Here is a 19,825-nt window from a genome sequence, read left to right on the forward strand (position 1 = left end):
GGACAGCAAAGATGAGTAAGATGAAAAAAATCGTCGGGTGGGGCGGCGTCACGGTGATCGCCGTTGTGGTCGCCGGCGTGGTCGCCAGTTGGCAGCCGGAAATCGCGCCGCTCGCCGCCGATGCGACCCACAGTTTCAGCGAGGCGCAGATCGCGCGCGGCAAAACCCTGGCCGATCTCGGCGACTGCGCCGTGTGCCACACCCGTGCGGGCGGTGAGCGCAACACCGGCGGGCTGGCGATGGAGATCCCCTTCGGTACCATTTACACCACCAACATCACGCCGGATGTGGAAACCGGCATCGGCAGCTGGAGTTACGCGGCGTTCGAGCGCGCCATGCGCCACGGCGTCGATCGCCAGGGCCGCTATCTCTACCCGGCGTTTCCCTATACCGCCTTTACCCGCACCCGCGACGACGATCTGCAGGCGCTGTACGCCTACCTGATGTCACAGCCGGCGGTCAAATACCGGCCGCCGGCCACCGATCTGCACTTTCCGTTCAATATTCGCCAGGGCATCTTTGCCTGGAACCTGCTGTTCCTGACGCCGGGCGCGATGCAGGACGAGGCGGCCCAGAGCGCCGACTGGAACCGCGGCGCGTACCTGGTCGAAGGGCTGGGGCACTGCAGCGCCTGCCATTCGCCGCGCAACGTGCTGTTCGGCGAAAAAACCGGTGGCGATCATCTGGACGGCGGCGTGGCGGAGGGATGGACGGCGCCGGCGTTGACCGGCCGCTCGCCCGCGCCGCTCGATTGGACGCAGCAGGATCTGGTCGAGTTTATGCGCACCGGCTACTCGGCCAACCACGGCGTCGCCGCCGGCCCGATGGCACCGGTGATCGAAGAAGGCCTGTCGCGCTTGCCGCAGGCCGATCTGCAGGCGATCGCCGTCTACTTGCGCAGCTATCATCCTGAAACGGCGGCGGGCGCTACGGCGGCAACGTTAAACGCTCAGGCGGAACGGCAGGTGGAGCCTCTGAGTTCGGAAGGGGCGCGGCTGTTTTCCGGCGCCTGCATGGCGTGCCATGCGCAGGAAAAAGGCGCGCAGATGGCGGGGGTGCGGCCGTCACTGGCGCTGAACACCAACCTGTTCGCCGACGCGCCGGACAACGCCATTCGCGTGGTGCTGAACGGCATACAGCGGCCGGCGAACGCCGAGCTGGGCTATATGCCGGGCTTTCGCCATAACCTGAATGACGCGCAGATCGCCATCCTGCTCAACTACCTGCGGCAGCATTACGCCGGTCAGGCGCCGTGGCCCGATTTGACGGCGCAGGTCGGCCGCTTGCGCGCCGAAACCGCGCAGAAATAGCCGCCGGGGGCTGGACAGCCGCGCCGTGTTGGCGACAATAGCGCTTTTCACATGGACAGAGGCAGTAAAATGAATACGTTAGACGCAATCCGTCAGCGCCGCGCTACCAAGCAGTTTGATACGCAGCACGTGATGACGCTCGAAGAGAAAAAAGCGCTGTTGAACATTGCGCTGCAGGGCGCACCCAGCGCGTTTAACCTGCAGCACTGGCGTCCGCTGCTGATCGAAGATCGCGCACAACGCGAGAAAATTCGCGAAGCGGCGTGGGGGCAGGCGCAGGTGACCGACGCATCGATGCTGGTCGTGCTGTGCGGCGATCTGTCGAGCTGGGAGTCACAGGTAAAAACCGTTTGGGCCGAGGCGGCGGAGCCGGTACAGCAGTTCATGATCCCGGCCGTCGATCAGTATTATCGCGGTAAGCCGCAGGTGCAGCGCGACGAGGTGATGCGCAGCAGCGGCATCTTCGCCCAGACGCTGATGCTGGCGGCCAAGGCGCAGGGTTACGACTCTTGCCCGATGGACGGGTTTGATTTCGACGCGGTGGGCGAGATTATCAACAAACCGGCTCACTATCAGATCGCGCTGATGGTCGCCATCGGCAAGGCGGCGGGGCAGCCTTATCCGCGCATCGGCAAACTGCCGTTCGACGAGGTGGTGAAAACCGATCGCTTCTGAGCTGAACGGTGAATGACAAAAGGGAAGGCTTGCGCCTTCCCTTATTTTTTTGTGACGCACAGTTCGTTCCAGTAGCTGAAACGGATGCGCCGTTGCAGGCGGTGATGCCACATAGAAAAACTCCTTCTACCCTACACGGTTTAAATAAATAGCACCGCGCCGGACACAAGGCGAATGCCTTATTGTGCATAGCTTGCCCATCGGGCGGGATTAACTGATTTTACCGGCCCGGTGCGCGGCGGGCGCCCATCGCCAGCCGAAGTTCATGCCCGCCGCCGCGCCGAGAATGGCCAGCGTGCCCAGCAACTGCAGCAGGCTGAGACGGTGCCCGAACACTGCCCAGTCCACCACGATCGCCACCGCCGGGTAGATGAACGACAGCGCGCCGACCAGAGCGGTGGGGATTTTCTGGATCGCACCATAGAGCAACGTGGACATCACCCCGGTATGCACCAGGCCGAGGGTTGCCAGCAGCAGCCAGTCGGTCGGTTTCGCGGGAAGGTGGGCCAAAGCGGCGAACGGCGCCATCGCCAGCGCGCCGACGGTCAGCTGAATCAACACGAGCAGCTGCGGCGGCAGCGCGGCCAACTGTTTGACGATCGCCGCCGCCAGGGCGTACATCAGGGCCGCACCGAGCGCCAGCGCCACGCCGAGCAGATAGTCGCCCTCGCCGCCACCGCTCTGCCGGCCGATGACGATCAACACCATCCCCGCGAATGCCAGCAGAAGCCAGCCCAGCCGGTTAGCCGTCAGTTTTTCGCCGAACAGCAGCGCCCCCAGCGCCACCAACATAAACGGCTGAACGTGGTAGGTCACGGTGGCGACAGCGATCGAAGCGTGCTGATAGGCAGCAAACAATAGCGTCCAGTTGAGCACCAGCGCGATACCCCCGAGGATGGCGACAGCCAGCTGCCGCCGGTTGATCGCGCCGGGTTTCAACTGCCCAAGCGCGGCGCAGGTCGCCAGCATCGCCAGCGCGCCGAACGCGCAGCGCCAAAACACCACCGTGGCGGGCGGCTGCCCTAAAACGAGTACCGGCCAACCGACGGTGCCGGAGATTGTCATGGCGAGGATCATTTGCACTGCGCCGCGCGTTGTCGTTTTCATGTCATTTTCCTCGTTGCCTGGCCGTGCTTGTGATGAAGCCGCTTAGTCATTAAAATGAACAACCGGACATTATGATGAACATGGTTGACGGTGTTCGTCAAGTCGAACAATTGAATGGTATAATGAACAATGAGCGATAACCTGATGCAGAACATCACGCCGATCGGCCTCTTGTCGGCGGCAATTCGCCGTGAGCGGGAGCGATTGAATCTGTCGGTGACCGAGCTGGCGAAGCGCGCAGGCATCGCCAAATCCACGCTGTCGCAGCTCGAGGCCGGCAGCGGCAATCCCAGCCTGGAAACGCTGTGGGCGTTGGCGATGGCGCTGGATGTGCCGGTCAGCCGGCTGATTTCACAGCCGAGCAGGCCGGTGCAAGTGATCCGCGCCCATGAAGGAACGCCGGCGCTGTCGGAGCAGGGCAACTACGCCGCCACGCTGCTGGCCACCTGCCCGCCGGGCGCGCAGCGCGACATTTACCGGCTGCGGGTGCAACCCGGTGAAACGAAATGCTCGCGGCCGCATCCGTCGGGCACCGTCGAGCACGTGATCATCAGCAGTGGACGGGCGCGCCTTGGCCCGGCGGATCAGCCGCAGGTGCTGAGCGCCGGGGATTACATCAGTTACTCCGCCGATCGCGAGCATATTTTCGAAGCGCTGGAGCCGGAGACCACCGCCGTCATGTTGATCGAGCAGGGCTAGCGCGGCGTTGATGGTTCGTTTATTGAAAATGATTCTCAATTATATTAGTGTGCCCGCCTGTTTTGACGCCGGGACGGGCGTATGGCCCGGTGTCGCTGCTTAACGCCCTTCAAGGACCGAAGATGAAAATCGCTATTCCTTCCATACTGTTACTCGCCGGTTTGACGGCGACGCACCCGGCCACCGTGTTGGCCGCTGCACCGCCCGCTGCGGCGGATCAGGGCCAGAACGACACGGCCAACAACGATTTCAGCTTCGTGCGCTATCGTGCGGATTATCGCGTTAACGCCAACGCCACCAACGTGAAGACGGAAAGCTACGAAGTGCTGCTGAAAACCAAGGCGGCGGTCGAAAAATTCAGCCAGATCCGCCTGAGCTACAGCGAGAAAATGGAAACGCTGGAGGTGGTCGCTGCCTATACGCTGACCGCCGACGGCCAGCGCCACGATGTGGCGCCCGATCGCATCTACACCCAGGAGAGCTACTCCAGCGCCACGGCGCCGCTGTATGCCGACCGCAAAGTGCGCGTCATCGTGTTCTCCAACCTGGCGCCGGGCTCGCGCGTGGTGTACGAACTGCGCCGCACGCAGAACACCCCGTATTTCCCTGACTATTTCGGCCTGTGGGAGACCTTCAGCGTTTTCGATCAGTTCGACGACGCCGAAGTGACCCTGCAGGCGCCGGCCAAGCTGCCGATGCATATCTTCACGCGCGGCGTCGAGGGCGGGGACCAACCGCAGATCCGCAACGGCCAAGCGCACTGGCGCTGGCATTATTCGCGCAGCGCGCCGATGAAGGCGCAAAACTGGGCGGCGGACAGCTGGACCTTCAGCCCGACCATCATGGCCAGCACCTACCGCGAGTGGCCGCAGTTGGCCAAGGCCTACCAGCTGAAGGCCGGCGCGGCGGCGAAGGTGACGCCGGGCATTCAGGCGCTGGCGGACAACATCACCGCCGGCATCAGCGATCGGCGCGAGCAGGCGGAGGCGCTCTATCGCTGGGTGGCGCAAAACATTCGCTACGTGGCGGTGTACCTGGGCAACGGCGGGCTGGAGCCGAATTCGGCGCAGAGCATTCTCGATAATCACTATGGCGACTGTAAGGATCACGTGGTGATCCTGGAGGCGCTGCTCGCCGCCAAGGGCATTGAAAGCTCGCCGGTGCTGATCGGCATGGATGAAGGCCCGATACTGCCTAACGTGCCGCTGCTCGGCCGCTTTAATCACGCCATCACCTACGTGCCGGAGTTCAATTTGTACCTGGACTCCACCAATCCCTGGGCCCGGTTCGGCCAACTGCCGGAGGGCGATCTGGGGGCGCCGGTGCTGCTCACGCGCGACGCCAAACTGGCGCGCACGCCGGGCAGCGACGAGCAGCCGGTCAACAGCGCGCTGAGCGTCGATTTTGTGTTCGACAAGGCGGGCAATCTGCATGGGCAAACCGAGCGCCGGCTGAGCGAAGTGGAAGAGATTGACCTGCGGGGCTACTTCTCGCAGATCAACCGCCAGAACCGGGCGCAGGCCGAAGCGACGATCATGTCCGCCTCCGGCATCGACGGCAGCGGCGAGGTGGCGATGAACAGCGATCCGCTGGATCTCAAAAAGCAGTTCGGTTACCGCTTCCGCTTCAAGGCGGACGACTACGTCGATTTCGGCGTGGTGGGCGGCATGACGTTGCCCAACCCGCCCGGCGGCAAATCGTTCCGCACGCTGTATACCACCACGGCGGCGCCGGGCAATGAAACCCCGTTCTACTGCACCGCGCAGCGCTACGACGAAACCTACCGTCTGCAGCTGCCGGCCAACGTGCCGATTATCGCCATTCCGCAAGACAGGCAGTTCCGCAATGCGGCGGGCGACTATCGCGTGGCGTGGCGGCGCGACGGGCAGCAGGTGACCGTCAATCACCGCCTGCAGGTGAACGCCATTCGCGGCAAGGAAGCGCTGTGCCAGGCGCAGGATTACCCGGCGTTCCGCGAGCTGTTCCAGCAGGTGCGGCGCGGTTTCCGCGGCCAGGTGGTGTACGGCGAATTGGCCAACGGCAAATAAGCCGCTGCCCCGTAGTCGGATAAAAATGGCCCCCACTCAGATGCCAGTGGGGGCCGTAGCGTTCCCACTAAGCGATCTTAACCGCGCGCACCTCTTTGGATCTCAACTTCACGCGGATTGGCACCGATTTGTACGAAGGCGTGCCGCTCTCCTCATCGATGTAATGCAGCGGCACCAGCACGTTGGCTTCCGGGTAGTAGGCGCCGACCGAGCCGGCTGAGATGTTGTAGGCGATCACCGTGATGCCTTCCAGGCGCTGGGTGCTGCCGGGCAACGCCGTTTCCAGGTCGACCACGTCGCCATGCTCCAGCCCCAAACGTTGCAGATCGCTGTCATTCATAAACAGCACGTCGCGCCGGCCGAAAACCCCGCGATAGCGGTCGTCCAGAGCATAGATGGTGGTGTTGTACTGATCGTGGCTGCGCAGGGTGATCAGCCGCAGCGTATTTTGTTCCGCCGCAATCTGGTCTTCGTGTAACCCGCTGAACACCGAAAACATCGCCTTGCCCGTCGCCGTCGGCCACTGGCGTTCGGTCGGCGGCAATGGCATGCGGAAACCGCCGGGTTGGCGAATGCGCGCGTTGTAATCGTCGAAGCCCGGAATGGTTTTTTCGATCAGATCGCGGATCACGTCGTAATCTTCGATCAGTTCATCCCAGGGCACCTTGCTGGCGGGCATCACCGCTTTGGCCATGCTGGCCACAATGGCGGGTTCCGAACGCAGCAGTTCCGACGCCGGTTTTAATTTGCCAGACGAGGCATGCACCATCGACATCGAATCCTCCACCGTCACCGATTGTCGCCCGCCGGCCTGCATGTCCAGTTCGGTGCGGCCCAGGCAGGGCAGAATGAGGGTTTCTTTCGCCACCAACAGATGGCTGCGGTTGAGTTTGGTGCCGATATGCACGCTTAACTCCAGCGCTTTCATCGCCGGGAAGCTCTGATCGGGGTCCGGCAGCGCTACGGCGAAGTTGCCGCCCAGGCAGATCAACGCCTTCGAGGCGCCGTCGATCATCGCCTGCATGCATTTCACGGCATCGTGACCGTGGGCCTTGGGCGGCGTGAAGCCAAACACCGTTTCCAACTTCGCCAAAAATTCGGCCGAGGGTTTTTCGGTGATGCCGACGGTGCGATTGCCCTGCACGTTAGAGTGGCCGCGCAACGGGCAAATGCCGGCGCCCGGTTTGCCGATGTTGCCGCGCAGCAGCAGCAGGTCAGCGATCAGGCGCACGTTGGCGGTGCCTTTATTGTGTTGCGTAATGCCCATACCGTAGGTCACGATGGTGGCATTGGATTTCGCGTAAGCGGCGGCGACCTGTTCCAGATCCCGGCGCGCCAGGCCGCTCTCCGCCTCAATCGCATCCCAACCGGTGGCCTTCAGGTCGGCGGCGAAAGCCGTAAACCCTTCAGTGTGCTCGGCAATAAAGGCGTGATCCAGCGCATTGCCATGCTCATCATCCAACTGCAGCAACGCTTTGGCGATGCCTTTGAGCGCCGCGGCGTCACCGCCGGCTTTGACCTGATAGTAGGTTGAAGCGATCGGGGTCGAACTGTAGGTCGCCATTTCGATGACGTTTTGCGGATCGGTGAAACGTTCGAGCGCCCGCTCGCGCAGCGGGTTAAAGACAATGATCGGTACTTTTTTGCGCGCCAGCTCATGCAGCGTGCCCATCATGCGCGGGTGGTTGGTGCCCGGATTGTGCCCGATGGAGATAACCAGCTCCGCGCTGTCAAAGTCGTCCAGCGAGACGGTGCCTTTACCGATGCCGATCGATTGCGGCAGGCCAACGCTGGTCGGCTCATGGCACATGTTGGAGCAGTCGGGAAAGTTATTGCTGCCAAATTCACGCGCAAACAGCTGGAACAGGTAGGCCGCCTCATTGGACGCCCGGCCGGAGGTATAAAATTCCACCTGTTCCGGCGGCAGCGTCTGCAAGACGGCGGCGATGCGTTGGAACGCCTCGTCCCAGGCCAGCGGGCGCAGGGTGTCCGTCCCGGCGTCATAAAACAGGGGCGTGGTCAGGCGGCCATAGTCTTCCAACTGATAATCGGTTTTTTGCAGCAGTGAGGTCACGGTATTTTGCGCCAGGAATTCGGGCGTCACGCGCTTGCTGGTCGCTTCCCAGGTCACCGCTTTGGCGCCGTTTTCGCAAAACTGAAAGGTGGAGCGATGCTCTTTATCCGGCCATGCGCATCCCGGGCAGTCAAACCCGTCGGGCTGGTTGGTGCGCATCAGTGTCACCGGCGCTTCTAAGGTATCCATCTGCGTGCGCACGGCGATGGCCGTCGCTTTCAGCGCGCCCCAACCGCCGGCGGGCCCATCGTAGGGATGGACACCGGGTACTGCTCGTCTTTTCGCCATTATTGATTGCCTCCGACACCGCTTACGACAAATGCAGGTGATTGATTTAAAGATAATATTTTCGTTATCGTCTAAGAAGGAAGGCAGACACCGCCGTCGTCAAACGCGCGCCTGTCGCTTCAGTATAGATGAGTAAGAAAGGGTGCAGCGGCAGTCAATGCGGGGAAGTAGCGGCCCGTCTAATCGAAGGCGGGCCGCCGGGGCGTTACTTTTTCACTACCAGGCCCACGCCGCGGCCACGCGGATCGGACGCGGTTTCCGGCGTGCGGCCATCGATACGGATGACCTGAATATCCCCCATGTTCCAGCCCTGGTCTTCGAGGGTGTAACCCATGGCCTTCAGCTCGTCCGCCGGTTTGCCGGTCAGCGGCGCAAAGCTGTCATAGTAGACGGTATCCTTCGGCAACAGCTGATGGTGCACGCGCTGGGCGGCCACCGCCTGCGCCAGCGGCAGGTGGTAATCGTAGAGGTTGTTGATCACCTGGAAGATCGAGGTGAAGATGCGTGAACCGCCCGGGGTGCCGATCACCAGGGTGACGTCGCCGTCGCGGGTGATGATGGTCGGGCTCATCGAGGAGAGCATGCGTTTGCCCGGCTCGATGGCGTTGGCGTCGCTGCCCACCACGCCAAAGGCGTTGGCGACGCCGGGTTTGGCGCTGAAGTCGTCCATCTCGTCGTTAAGCAGGAAGCCGGCGCCTTTGACCACCACGCCGCTGCCGAAGTCCCAGTTGAGCGTATAGGTGTTGCTGACCGCGTTGCCGGCCGCATCGACGATCGAGAAGTGGGTGGTTTGGTGGCTTTCCAGCCCCGGCCGCACCCGTTCGGTCGGCGAGATCGCCTGCGGATTGATCTCGGCGGCGCGTTTTTGCAGGTAATCAGGGGCGATCAGCTGCGCTTCCGGCACGTTAGTGAAATCCGGGTCGCCAAGGTAGTCGGCGCGATCGGCGAACACGCGTTTTTCGATTTCCGCCAACAGGTGGATATAGCGCGCCGAGTTGAGCGGCACGCCCTTGAAGTCGGCGGCGCGATCTTCTTTGATCCCCAACAGCTGCGCCAGCGCAATGCCGCCGGAGCTGGGCAGCGGGGCGGTATACACGGTGTTGCCGCGCCAGCTGATGCGCATCGGTTCACGCCATTTCACCCGATAGTCGGCCAAATCCGCCGCGCCGATCAGCCCGTTGTCGCGCTGCATTTGCGCCACCAGCAGGCGGGCGGTTTCGCCGTGATAAAAATCGTCGGCGCCCGATTTGGCGATGCGCTCAAGGGTGGCGGCCAGCTCCGGCTGTTTGAACACCGTGCCGGGCTTCATGGCGCCGAAATAGTCGCCGAAGTTGGTTTTACCGGCGAACAGTTTGTTGGCGTCTTCACGGTACTGATACTGCTGGTCCGCCACGGTGAAACCTTGCCGGGCGTAACCTATCGCCGGCGTCAGCAGTTCGGCCCACGGCAGCTTGCCGAAACGCTTATGGGCTTCCCACAACCCCAGCACGGTGCCCGGCACACCGGCGGCGCGGCTGCCCACCAGGCTGAGATTTTCGATCACTTCGCCTTTCTCGTTCAGATACATGGTCTTGCCGGCGGCCTTGGGCGCCACTTCGCGGTAGTCGAGGAAATAGGGTTTGCCGTCGACGTACAACGTCATAAAGCCGCCGCCGCCGATATTGCCGGCTTCAGGGTAGGTCACCGCGAGGGTAAAGGCGGTGGCGACCGCCGCGTCGACCGCGTTGCCGCCGGCCTGCAGAATGTGCGCGGCGACCTTGGCGCCATACTGATCCGGGGCGGCGACCGCGCCGGCGGTCAGATCGGCGGCAAAGGCGGCGGGAACGGTGCAGGCAAGGGCCACGCTCAGAGCTATCGTTTTCAATAAACCGGCAGACATAGAAGATCCTTTTAGCGATGTTCAGTTATCAGGTGAATTCAACTAATTATTTTGAAACAGCAGGTTAGCGCGTTTTCTTCGGGTTGTTGCGACGCTTTATTGAAGGTAGCAGCGGTCAGGCGGGGCCGCCTGACCAGAGTAGCAAATCGTGACGTGGCGCGTTATGCGCCGGCGGACAGCGCCGACTGGAGCCATTGGCAGAAGTGCCGGGCGAGCGGATTGTGTTCGCTGTCGCGGTGCAGCAGCCACGCCCAGTTGGCGCCGCGCACGCGTTGCTCGGTTAACGGTTGCAGCAGCCCGACGTCGCGCGCATGTTGCGCCAGCAGTTGGCTGACCAACGCGATGCCGAGGCCATTGCAGGCGGCGTCCAGCAGCAGACCAGGATCGGAGAAGTTCAGCCCGCTGTCGCGTTGGCCGACGTGCGCGCCGCCCGCCACCGCCCAGTGGCTCCAGTCCATCTCACGTTCGCCGTGCAAGGTCACGCGCTGCTCCGGCGTCAACGCCAGCAGGCTGGGGTGGCAGGCGGGGTAGAGCCGGTCGGTACAGAGAACCTTGAAGGCGCAGTCCGCCTGCGCGCTGAGATCGTCGCGGATCGCCAGATCGATGCTGTCCGTCGCCATATCCGGCGGTTCAAAGCTGGTGAACAGCCACAGATCGATCTGAGGATGTCGCCGGTTGAAATCGCCCAGCCGCGGCGTCAGCCAGTGGCGGGCAAAGGCCGGGGTGGTGTTGACGATCAGCTGGTTGGGTTTGCGGTACTGATCCAAACGGCGAATGCCGACGGCCAGCTGTTGCAGCATCACCTGTGCGGTGCTGAACAGATCGTGGCCGGCGTCGGTCAGCGTTACGCTGCGGCCGGTGCGGAAGAACAGCGGCTGTTCCAGAAACGCTTCGAGGCTGCGGATCTGCTGGCTGATGGCCGATTGGGTCAGGTGCAATTCTTCGGCGGCCTGATGAAAACTGCCCAGGCGCGCCGCCGCTTCGAAACCGCGCAGGGCGCTCAAAGGAGGCCAGTGTTTTAACATTATCGATAAGCCTGTCTAATCAGATATCCACTAAATATATCGTTTGTCGCGGTGGCAGGGGAAGACTAGCATGGGATTCAAGCGCCGGAGCGTAAAGAAACTGGATAACCATTTGAATTTAAATTAATTTAAAGAGGCCATTTATGGCAACGCGTCGCACCTTTATCAAGCAGTTTTCGGCAGTGGCCGGCGTGGGTTTGGCGGCATCGCTGGGCATTTCGTTACACGGTCACGCGAAAGCTGCGCTTAACCCGGTCTGGCGCCTGCCCGACGAAGGGGAACCGCAGCAGCGGGCGTTTCTCGCGTTCGGCGCGCAGCGTGCGATTTGGGGCGGGTTCACGGCGGACGTGCAGGCCGCGCAGGGGCGCATCGCCCGCGCCATCGCCGAGTTTCAGCCACTGACGGTATTTTGCCGCGCGCACGAACGGCAACTGGCGGAAGCGACCTGCGGCAGCCATAACGTCAGCTATGTCGTCACCGAGTTGGATGACATCTGGATGCGCGACATCGGCGCCAATTTCGTCGTCAACGACGCCGGTGCGCTGGGCGCGGTGGATTTCAACTTCAACGGCTGGGGCAATAAACAGCGACATGCCAAGGATGCGCGTCTGGCGGCGTTCGCCGCCAAAAAATACGGCGTCGCTCAACCGCGCCGCAGCGCGCTGGTAGGCGAAGGCGGCGGCATCGAAGTGGATGGGCACGGCACCGGCATCATGACCGAGAGCTGCTGGGTGAATGCGAACCGCAACCGGGGCTGGAGCCGGGAGCGGGTTGAGCGGGAGCTGAAAGCGATGCTCGGCCTGCGCAAAATTATCTGGCTGCCGGGCATTAAAGGCCGGGATATCACCGATGCCCACGTCGATTTTTACGCCCGTTTCGTGCGGCCGGGCGTGGTGGTGGCCAACCTGGATACCGATCCGGCCTCTTATGATCATGCGGTTACCCAGGCGCATCTGGCGATCCTCAAGACAGCGACCGACGCCGATGGCCGCACGTTGCAGGTGCATACGCTTTCGCCGCCGCTGGCACCGCGCGACAGCCGATTCAGCCGCCGCAATCCCGATTTCGCGGCGGGCTACATCAACTATTTCGTGATCAACGGCGCGGTGATCGCCCCTGAATTTGGCGACCCGCAGGCGGATAAGGCGGCGTTTACGCTGCTGTCGGCGCTCTATCCGCAGCGCAAGGTGGTACAGTTGGAGATCGACGCCATCGCCGCCGGCGGCGGCGGCATTCACTGCGTGACCAGCCAACTGCCGGTGCATGGCAAGCCAGAGCAGTGAATGTTCAAAAAATGCGCACGCGGTTGTTTGTCGCCCTAGGCTGTGGTTGGCTGAGTGGAAACATAAGGAGGCCATAATGAACGACTCCCCCTTGAGCATCCCCACCTGGTATCGCGATCCGCACGCAGAGCAGGCCATGGCGGAAGGCCATGCGCCTATCTGGCGGCATCTGCTAACTCTGGTGCCGGAACACGAACTGTCCGGCGTCAGGGTGCTGGACTTCGGCTGCAATCAGGGCGGTTTTCTGCGTCTGTTGCACCAAATCCGGCCATTTCGTGAAGGGCTCGGCGTCGATATCGCCCGCCAGTCCGTCGAACACGCCAACCGCCTGAAAGGAAACCTGCCGATCGGTTATCAAACCGACACGCGGCTGACGGGCTGGGATGACCATTTCGATATCGCCTTCAGCCATGAAGTCATCTACCTGATCGAAGATATCGCGCAGCATGCCGCCGATATGCTGCGGGCGCTGAAGCCGGGCGGCGTTTACTATGCGGTGACCGGTTGCCACACCGACAACCCGCTGTGGCCGCAATGGCGCGCAAGGGTAGCTGAACAGACGCATACCGTGGTGCAGGATCGCTCGCTGGATGACTATGCGCGCATTTTCTCCGGCGCGGGGTTCCAGGTTTCTGCCCGCAGGCTGGGTTTTTCCGGCTTCGTACCCTATGAGCCGGACGGTTGGATGCCGAATATCGCGGCGGCGATCGACTACTATTGGCACACCAAAACGGTGTTTCGGCTGGTTAAATCCCCAGAGCCAGTGAGTTAACGCGCCGGGCCGATGCCGTAGCGCAGCAGGGCGACGGCGTGGCGGGCGATATCTTCGGCGTTTAGCTGGCCTTTATCCCGTTCGCGCCGCCATTTGGGCGCGGTGGCCAGCGGCAGCAGCGTGATGCCGAACAGGGTGAAGAACAGCAGGGCAGGCTCGAGATCGGGATTAAGTTTACCTTGCGCCTGCCAGCGCGCGATGGCTTGCAGCGCGATCTGATGGCGTTCATTACCGAAGCGTTCATCCATGCGCTGTTTCAGCACGCCGCTTTCACTCATAACCTCCCGCAGCCACAGCGGGGCGAACCAGGGGTGTTCCAACGCGATGTCGATAAAACGTTGCGCCAGCAGGGTGAAGGCGGTGACGGGATCGTCCGCGTTGGCGTCGAATACTTCGCCGGCCATCTTGCGCACTGGCAGAAAGCGCTCCTCGATCAGCACGTCCAGCAGCTGATCGCGGTTATGAAAGTAGTAGTGCAGCATGGCCGGGGTGACGTTTGCCTCGCGCGCAATGGCGTTCAACGAGGTGTCTACGATCCCCTGGCGGGCAAACAGGTTCAGTGCGGTATCAAGCAAATGCTCGCGTTTGTCAGCCCCTTTGGCACCGCCGCTCGGCCGGCCGGGGCGACGAGGCTTGGCGGGAGTTTGAACGTTTCGTGCTGTCATCGCGGTGAGATCCATTGACCGGAGAAAAGGATGACTCATATATTAATTATGCGATTAATTAATTACAAGTGAACTGACTCCGATGGAGATAGAAAACCCGACAATCCGGCCCGATCAGGGCGGGGCGCCAGCCAAGGCGCCTTCGCTCCCGTTGCTGTTTTCCGCGTTGCTGCTGGTGATGCTGCTGGCGGCGCTGGATCAAACCATTGTCTCCACCGCGCTGCCGACCATCGTCGGCGAGTTTGGTGGGCTTGAGAAACTGTCCTGGGTGGTGACGGCCTATCTGCTGTCTTCCACTATCGTGGTGCCGCTGTACGGCAAATTCGGCGATCTTTTCGGCCGCAAGATTGTGCTGCAAATCGCTATTTTGCTGTTTTTGCTTGGGTCGGTACTGTGTGGGCTGGCGCAAAATATGACGCAGCTGATTATGATGCGCGCGCTGCAAGGGTTGGGCGGCGGTGGGCTGTTGGTGGTCACCCTGGCGGTGGTCGGCGACGTGATCCCGCCGGCGGAACGCGGCCGTTATCAGGGGCTGTTCGGCGGGGTATTCGGCCTGGCCACGGTGGTGGGGCCGCTGATCGGCGGCCTGTTGGTGCAGCATTTTTCCTGGCGCTGGATTTTCTACATCAATCTGCCGCTGGGCCTGTTCGCCCTGCTGGTGATTGGCGCAGTGTTTCAGTCGCAGGTTAATCGAGTGCGGCATGAAATCGACGTCCTGGGCGCCGGTTACCTGGCGATGGCGCTCACCTGCATCATCCTGTTCACCAGCCAGGGGGGCACGGTAATGGCCTGGTCGGACGGCCAGCTGTGGTGCATTCTGGCCTTTGGCCTGGTGTCGCTGGGCGGCTTTATCTATGAGGAACGGCTGGCCGCTGAACCGATCATTCCCCTCGGGCTGTTTCGCAACCGCACCTTCGTGCTGTGCGGCCTGATCGGCTTTATCGTCGGCATGTCGCTGTTCGGCTCCGTGACTTTCCTGCCGCTGTATCTGCAGGTGGTGAAAGGCTCGACGCCATCGCAGGCTGGGATGCAGCTGCTGCCGTTGATGGGCGGCATTATGGCCAGCTCGATCATCAGCGGGCGGATCATCAGCAAACGCGGTAAATATCGCCTGTTCCCGATCGTCGGTACCCTGTGCGCGCTGGGGGCCATGACGCTGCTCGGCACTCTGACCAATAACACGCCGGTGCAGCAACTGTATCTGTATCTTTGCCTGCTGGGATTGGGGCTGGGCATGGTGATGCAAGTGATGATTTTGGCGGCGCAAAACAGCGTGGAGCCCCGACATATCGGGGGCGCGACGTCCAGCGCCACGCTGTTCCGCTCTATCGGCGGTTCGATAGGCGTGGCGGTGTTCGGGGCGATTTTCACGCAGGTGTTGCACACCCGTTTGGCGGCGCTGTTGCCGGAAGGCGCGCAGCTGCCGCGCTCGCTCGGCGCAGAAGCGGTGCACCATTTGCCGACGGCGCTGCAGCAGGATTACCTGCAGGCTTTCGGCGGGGCGATCCATTCGGTGTATCAAATTGCCGCCGGGGTGATGGCGCTGGCTTTTGCGCTGACCTGGCTCTTGAAAGACGTGCCGCTGCGGCACAAATAATCGCGATACCGGCCGGCTCAGCCCGACGGACTTTTACCGAATCCTTACGCAACCCTTTCAGAAGCGCATCGCGGCATTCGATATATTGAGAATAGTTATTCTCAATAGGATCGTATTGCAATGCAGAGGAAAACGCTTTTAGCGCTGGGGCTGTCGCTGTCGCTGGCCGCCTGCGATGGGCAAAACGCCGGCGCGCCGACGGGCGCAGGCGGTGAACGGGAGGTCGGCGTGGTCACGCTGCGCGGCCAGTCGGTGACCCTGAGCAGCGAGCTGACCGGCCGGGTCAACGCCACCATGACCTCCGACGTGCGACCGCAGGTCGATGGCATCATCAAGCAGCGGCTGTTTACCGAAGGGGCCGAGGTGAAAGCCGGGCAGGTATTGTATCAAATTGATCCCGCCAGCTATCAGGCCAGCTACGATCAGGCCGCCGCCCAGTTGAAAAACGCCCAGGCCACGGTGCAATCCACCCGGCTCAAATCGCAGCGCTATGCGGCGCTGGTGAAAGAAAACGGCGTTTCCAAACAGGACGCAGACGACGCCAAAGCCGCGTATCTGCAGGCCGTGGCGTCGGTGGCGCAGTATCAGGCGGCGCTGGAGACGGCGCGCATCAATCTCGGTTATACCCAGGTGCGTGCGCCTATCGCCGGGCGTATCGGCATCTCATCCGTGACGCCGGGCGCGCTGGTCACCGCCAGCCAGACCGATGCGTTGGCCACCATCCGCGCGTTGGATCCGATCTATGTCGATCTGACCCAGTCCAGCGCCCAGATGCTTAAGTTGCGACGCCAGCAGGCGGCGTTACAGCGCGGCGCGGTCACGCCGGTCGCCATCAAGCTGGAAGACGGCACGTCTTATGCCCACGCCGGCAAGCTGGAGTTGACCGAGGTGGCGGTGGATGAGGCCACCGGTTCGGTCACGCTGCGCGCGGTGTTCCCCAACCCCGAACATGAACTGTTGCCCGGCATGTATGTCCACGCCACGGTGGATAACGGCGTCGATTCTAAAGCCATTCTGGCGCCGCAGCAGGGCATCACCCGCAATGCCAAAGGGGAAGCCACCGCGTTGGTGGTGGACGAGCAAAATAAAGTGGCGCAGCGCACCGTCACCGCCGAACGGGTGGTGGGCAGCAACTGGCTGATCGGCAGCGGGCTGAACGAGGGCGATCGCCTGATCGTCGAAGGCACCAGCAAGGTGACGATCGGCGCGGCGGTGAAGCCGGTCGCCGTCTCGCTCGACAAAGCCCAACGCGGGGAGCAGTGATATGGCGCAGTTCTTTATCCGCCGCCCGGTGTTCGCCTGGGTGATCGCCATCATCATCATGCTGTGCGGCCTGATGTCGATCAATTCGTTGCCCATCTCGCAGTACCCGGACGTGTCACCGCCGCAGATTTCCATCTCCGCCACTTATCCGGGCGCGGACGCGGAAACGCTGGAAAACAGCGTCACCCAAGTGATTGAACAGCAGCTCACCGGTCTGGATGGCCTGCTGTATTTCTCTTCGACCAGTAGCTCCAGCGGCTCGGTCAGCATCGACGTCACCTTTGAGCAGGGCACCGATCCGGATATCGCGCAGGTGCAGGTGCAAAACAAAGTTCAGCAGGCGGAAAGCCGCTTGCCGAGCGCAGTCACCGCCCAAGGCGTGACGGTCAAGAAATCCCAGAGCAGCTTTCTGCTGATCGTCGGGCTGTATGACGAGAACGACAAGGCGACGATGGCCGATATTTCCGACTATCTGGTCAGCAACCTGCAGGATCCGCTGTCGCGCATCGAGGGCGTGGGGGACGTGCAGGTGTTCGGTTCGGAATACGCGATGCGCATCTGGCTGGATCCGACCAGGCTGGCGAGCTATGCGCTGATGCCTTCCGACGTGCAGACGGCGATCGAGGCGCAAAACACCCAGGTGTCCGCCGGCAAGGTAGGCGATCTGCCGGCCGCCGCCGATCAGCAGCTGACCGCCACGGTGAAGGCGCAGTCGCGGCTGCAAACGCCGGAACAGTTTCGCAATATCATCCTGAAAAGCGACAGCAGCGGCGCGCTGGTGCGGCTGGGCGACGTGGCGCGGGTTGAGCTGGGCAACGAAGATTACTCCGCCAGCGCGCACCTCAACGGCCACCCGGCGGCGGGGATCGCGGTCAAGCTGGCGGCGGGGGCCAACGCCCTCAACACCGCCAAGCTGGTGAAGGCCAAGGTGGCGGAATACCAAAGCGCGATGCCGCAGGGTTATAAGGTGGCCTACCCGAAAGACAGCACCGACTTCATCAACATCTCGATCGAGGAGGTGGTGAAAACGCTGTTCGAAGCGGTGGTCCTGGTGGTGGTGGTGATGTTCGTGTTCTTGCAAAACCTGCGCACCACGCTGATCCCGACCATCACCGTGCCGGTGGTGTTGCTGGGCACCTTCGGCGTGCTGGCGGCGTTCGGCTACTCGATCAATACCCTGACGCTGTTCGGCATGGTGTTGGCGATCGGGCTGTTGGTGGACGACGCCATCGTGGTGGTGGAAAACGTCGAACGCGTGATGCGCGAAGATAAACTGCCGCCGCGCGAGGCGACGGAGAAATCGATGCGCGAGATCACCGGCGCGCTGGTCGGCATCGCGCTGGTGCTGTCGGCGGTGTTTCTGCCGATGGCGTTCTTCGGCGGTTCCACCGGGGTGATCTACCGTCAGTTTTCGATCACCGTCGTCTCCTCGATGGTGCTGTCGGTCGTGCTGGCGTTGACGCTGGCGCCGGCGCTGTGCGCCACATTGCTGAAATCGACGCATGAAGAACAGACCGACAAAGGGCTGCTGGGTAAATTCAACCGCGGTTATAACCGGCTGCAGGAGAAGTACGCCGACAAGGTCGGCGGGGTGATCCACCGGCCGACGCGTTATCTGCTGCTGTACGGCCTGCTGCTGATCGCCACCGCCGTGATGTATCTGCGTTTGCCGACCGGTTTCCTGCCCAATGAGGATCAGGGTTCGGTGATGGTGCAGTACACCTTGCCGGCCGGTGCCACCAACGCCCGCACCTCGGCGGTGAGCGAGGCGGTCACCGCCTATTTCCTTGAGCAGGAAAAGGCCAACGTCAGCACCATTTTCACCATCAACGGCTTCGGTTTCAGCGGCAGCGGGCAAAACGCCGGCATGGCGTTCGTCAGCCTCAAAGACTGGAGCCAACGTGGCGGCAGCGAAAACACCGCCGACGCCATCGCCAAACGCGCCATGGCGCACTTCGCCTCGCTGCGCGACGCCCAGGTGTTCTCCATGAGCCCACCGGCGATCGACGGCTTCGGCCAGTCCGACGGCTTCACCTTCGAACTGCAGGCCAAAGGGGCGACCACCCGCGCCGAGCTGCAGGCGATGCGCGATCAGATCGTCGCCGCCGCCGCCGGCAATCCATCGCTGTTGGCGGTACGCGCCAACACCTTGCCGGACACGCCGCAGCTGCAGGTGGAGATCGACAGCGGCAAACTGCAGGCGCTCGGCCTGAGCGCCGGCGACGTCAACAGCACGCTCAGCAGCGCGTTCGGCAGCACCTACGTCAACGACTTTATCGATCGCAACCGGGTGAAAAAAGTCTATATGCAGGGCGACGTAGCGTATCGCGCCAAGCCGGAAGATCTCGACAAATGGTTTGTGCGCGGCACCAACGCGGCGGGAGACAGCAGCATGACGCCGTTCTCCGCTTTTGCTTCCTCACACTGGATCTACGGCCCGGAAAACCTGTCGCGCTATAACGGGCTGTCGTCGTTCGAGATCACCGGGCAGGGCGCCGCCGGCGTCAGTTCCGGCACGGCGATGAGCGAGATGGAGAAACTGGCGGCGAAATTCTCCGCCGGCAGCAGCTATTCCTGGAGCGGGCTCTCCTATCAGGAGCGGCTGACCAGCGGCCAGGCGTCGTCGCTGTACGCCATTTCGCTCATCGTGGTGTTCCTGTGCCTGGCGGCGCTGTATGAGAGCTGGTCGATTCCGTTTGCGGTGATGTTGGTGGTGCCGATGGGCATCGTCGGTTCGCTGCTTGCGATCACGCTGCGCGGGCTGGAGAACGATATCTACTTCCAGGTGGCGCTGCTCACCATCGTCGGTTTGTCGGCGAAAAACGCCATTCTGATCGTCGAGTTCGCCGAGGAAATGCACCAGCGCGGTGAAACGCTGATTGGCGCGGCGGTTCACGCGGCGCGCATGCGCCTGCGGCCGATCCTGATGACCTCGCTGGCGTTTACCGCCGGGGTGCTGCCGCTGGCGGTATCCAGCGGCGCCGGCGCCAACAGCCGCATCGCCATCGGTACCGGCATTATCGGCGGCACCCTTACCGCCACCGCATTGGCGATCTTTTTCGTCCCGCTGTTTTATGTGCTGGTGCGACGCATGTTTACCCGTCGGCCCGCCAACTCGCCGTCGCAGGCAGGAGAATAAC

The 19,825-nt window shown here is 62.3% G+C and carries 14 protein-coding genes; 9 read left to right on the top strand and 5 right to left on the bottom strand.

Translation table 11 applies throughout. The features are described 5' to 3' along the window. The first annotated feature begins 11 nt into the window (after positions 1 to 11). Together ACMGGK_RS11005 and ACMGGK_RS11010 are read left to right on the top strand one after the other, a co-directional pair. The gene (locus ACMGGK_RS11005; RefSeq protein WP_420276885.1) at positions 12 to 1,310 is read left to right on the top strand and encodes a c-type cytochrome; all 1,299 of its coding nucleotides are present in this window, start codon (positions 12 to 14) and stop codon (positions 1,308 to 1,310) included. A gap of 69 nt (positions 1,311 to 1,379) precedes the next feature. Next, positions 1,380 to 1,985 carry a nitroreductase family protein gene (locus tag ACMGGK_RS11010; RefSeq protein ID WP_033640238.1) on the top strand — a complete coding sequence of 202 codons (606 nt, stop codon included), beginning with the start codon at positions 1,380 to 1,382 and terminating at the stop codon, positions 1,983 to 1,985. Positions 1,986 to 2,195: 210 nt separating this feature from the next. Here the strand turns inward: ACMGGK_RS11010 and ACMGGK_RS11015 are convergent, their stop codons facing one another. After that, positions 2,196 to 3,092 (bottom strand): DMT family transporter, encoded by an 897-nt coding sequence (locus tag ACMGGK_RS11015; RefSeq protein WP_420276886.1) that lies wholly within the window; start codon positions 3,090 to 3,092, stop codon positions 2,196 to 2,198. Between the two features lie 129 nt (positions 3,093 to 3,221). Between ACMGGK_RS11015 and ACMGGK_RS11020 the strand changes: the two genes are divergently transcribed. Together ACMGGK_RS11020 and ACMGGK_RS11025 are read left to right on the top strand one after the other, a co-directional pair. Beyond that, positions 3,222 to 3,791: a helix-turn-helix domain-containing protein gene (locus ACMGGK_RS11020; protein WP_197758278.1), complete on the top strand. Its 570-nt coding sequence runs from the start codon at positions 3,222 to 3,224 to the stop codon at positions 3,789 to 3,791. A gap of 122 nt (positions 3,792 to 3,913) precedes the next feature. After that, positions 3,914 to 5,839, top strand: coding sequence for a DUF3857 domain-containing protein (locus tag ACMGGK_RS11025; protein ID WP_033640243.1), 1,926 nt, complete (start codon positions 3,914 to 3,916; stop codon positions 5,837 to 5,839). Between the two features lie 67 nt (positions 5,840 to 5,906). Here the strand turns inward: ACMGGK_RS11025 and ACMGGK_RS11030 are convergent, their stop codons facing one another. From ACMGGK_RS11030 to ACMGGK_RS11040, 3 genes are all read right to left on the bottom strand, one after another. Further along, positions 5,907 to 8,204 carry an FdhF/YdeP family oxidoreductase gene (locus tag ACMGGK_RS11030; protein WP_197783123.1) on the bottom strand — a complete coding sequence of 766 codons (2,298 nt, stop codon included), beginning with the start codon at positions 8,202 to 8,204 and terminating at the stop codon, positions 5,907 to 5,909. A 202-nt stretch (positions 8,205 to 8,406) separates the two neighbouring features. Next, on the bottom strand, positions 8,407 to 10,080 hold the full coding sequence (gene ggt, locus ACMGGK_RS11035) for a gamma-glutamyltransferase (protein ID WP_016927671.1): 1,674 nt from the start codon (positions 10,078 to 10,080) through the stop codon (positions 8,407 to 8,409). 161 nt (positions 10,081 to 10,241) lie between these two features. Next, a complete protein-coding gene (locus tag ACMGGK_RS11040; protein WP_197758276.1) occupies positions 10,242 to 11,105 on the bottom strand; it encodes a LysR substrate-binding domain-containing protein in 864 nt (287 codons plus the stop codon). Between the two features lie 143 nt (positions 11,106 to 11,248). Between ACMGGK_RS11040 and ACMGGK_RS11045 the strand changes: the two genes are divergently transcribed. Together ACMGGK_RS11045 and ACMGGK_RS11050 are read left to right on the top strand one after the other, a co-directional pair. Further along, positions 11,249 to 12,388, top strand: a complete 1,140-nt coding sequence (locus tag ACMGGK_RS11045; protein WP_049299284.1) for an agmatine deiminase family protein — start codon at positions 11,249 to 11,251, stop codon at positions 12,386 to 12,388. A 76-nt stretch (positions 12,389 to 12,464) separates the two neighbouring features. Further along, complete coding sequence (locus ACMGGK_RS11050; protein ID WP_048797238.1) at positions 12,465 to 13,160, top strand: class I SAM-dependent methyltransferase; 696 nt, start codon at positions 12,465 to 12,467, stop codon at positions 13,158 to 13,160. On the opposite strand, the gene ACMGGK_RS11055 is transcribed toward ACMGGK_RS11050, so the two are convergent. Continuing rightward, positions 13,157 to 13,825 (bottom strand): TetR/AcrR family transcriptional regulator, encoded by a 669-nt coding sequence (locus ACMGGK_RS11055; RefSeq protein ID WP_228009708.1) that lies wholly within the window; start codon positions 13,823 to 13,825, stop codon positions 13,157 to 13,159. The genes ACMGGK_RS11050 and ACMGGK_RS11055 overlap by 4 nt on opposite strands. Before the next feature lie 82 nt (positions 13,826 to 13,907). Here ACMGGK_RS11055 and ACMGGK_RS11060 point away from each other — a divergent pair, with 82 nt between their 5' ends. From ACMGGK_RS11060 to ACMGGK_RS11070, 3 genes are all read left to right on the top strand, one after another. Next, positions 13,908 to 15,422 carry an MDR family MFS transporter gene (locus tag ACMGGK_RS11060; protein ID WP_420276887.1) on the top strand — a complete coding sequence of 505 codons (1,515 nt, stop codon included), beginning with the start codon at positions 13,908 to 13,910 and terminating at the stop codon, positions 15,420 to 15,422. A gap of 120 nt (positions 15,423 to 15,542) precedes the next feature. Further along, positions 15,543 to 16,685 carry an efflux RND transporter periplasmic adaptor subunit gene (locus ACMGGK_RS11065; RefSeq protein WP_016927677.1) on the top strand — a complete coding sequence of 381 codons (1,143 nt, stop codon included), beginning with the start codon at positions 15,543 to 15,545 and terminating at the stop codon, positions 16,683 to 16,685. 1 nt (position 16,686) lies between these two features. Further along, positions 16,687 to 19,824 carry an efflux RND transporter permease subunit gene (locus tag ACMGGK_RS11070; protein ID WP_420276888.1) on the top strand — a complete coding sequence of 1,046 codons (3,138 nt, stop codon included), beginning with the start codon at positions 16,687 to 16,689 and terminating at the stop codon, positions 19,822 to 19,824. Position 19,825: the final 1 nt, after the last annotated feature.

The organism is Serratia sp. BNK-33-b (assembly GCF_048684565.1).
Taxonomy (GTDB): Bacteria; Pseudomonadota; Gammaproteobacteria; order Enterobacterales; family Enterobacteriaceae; genus Serratia; species Serratia marcescens.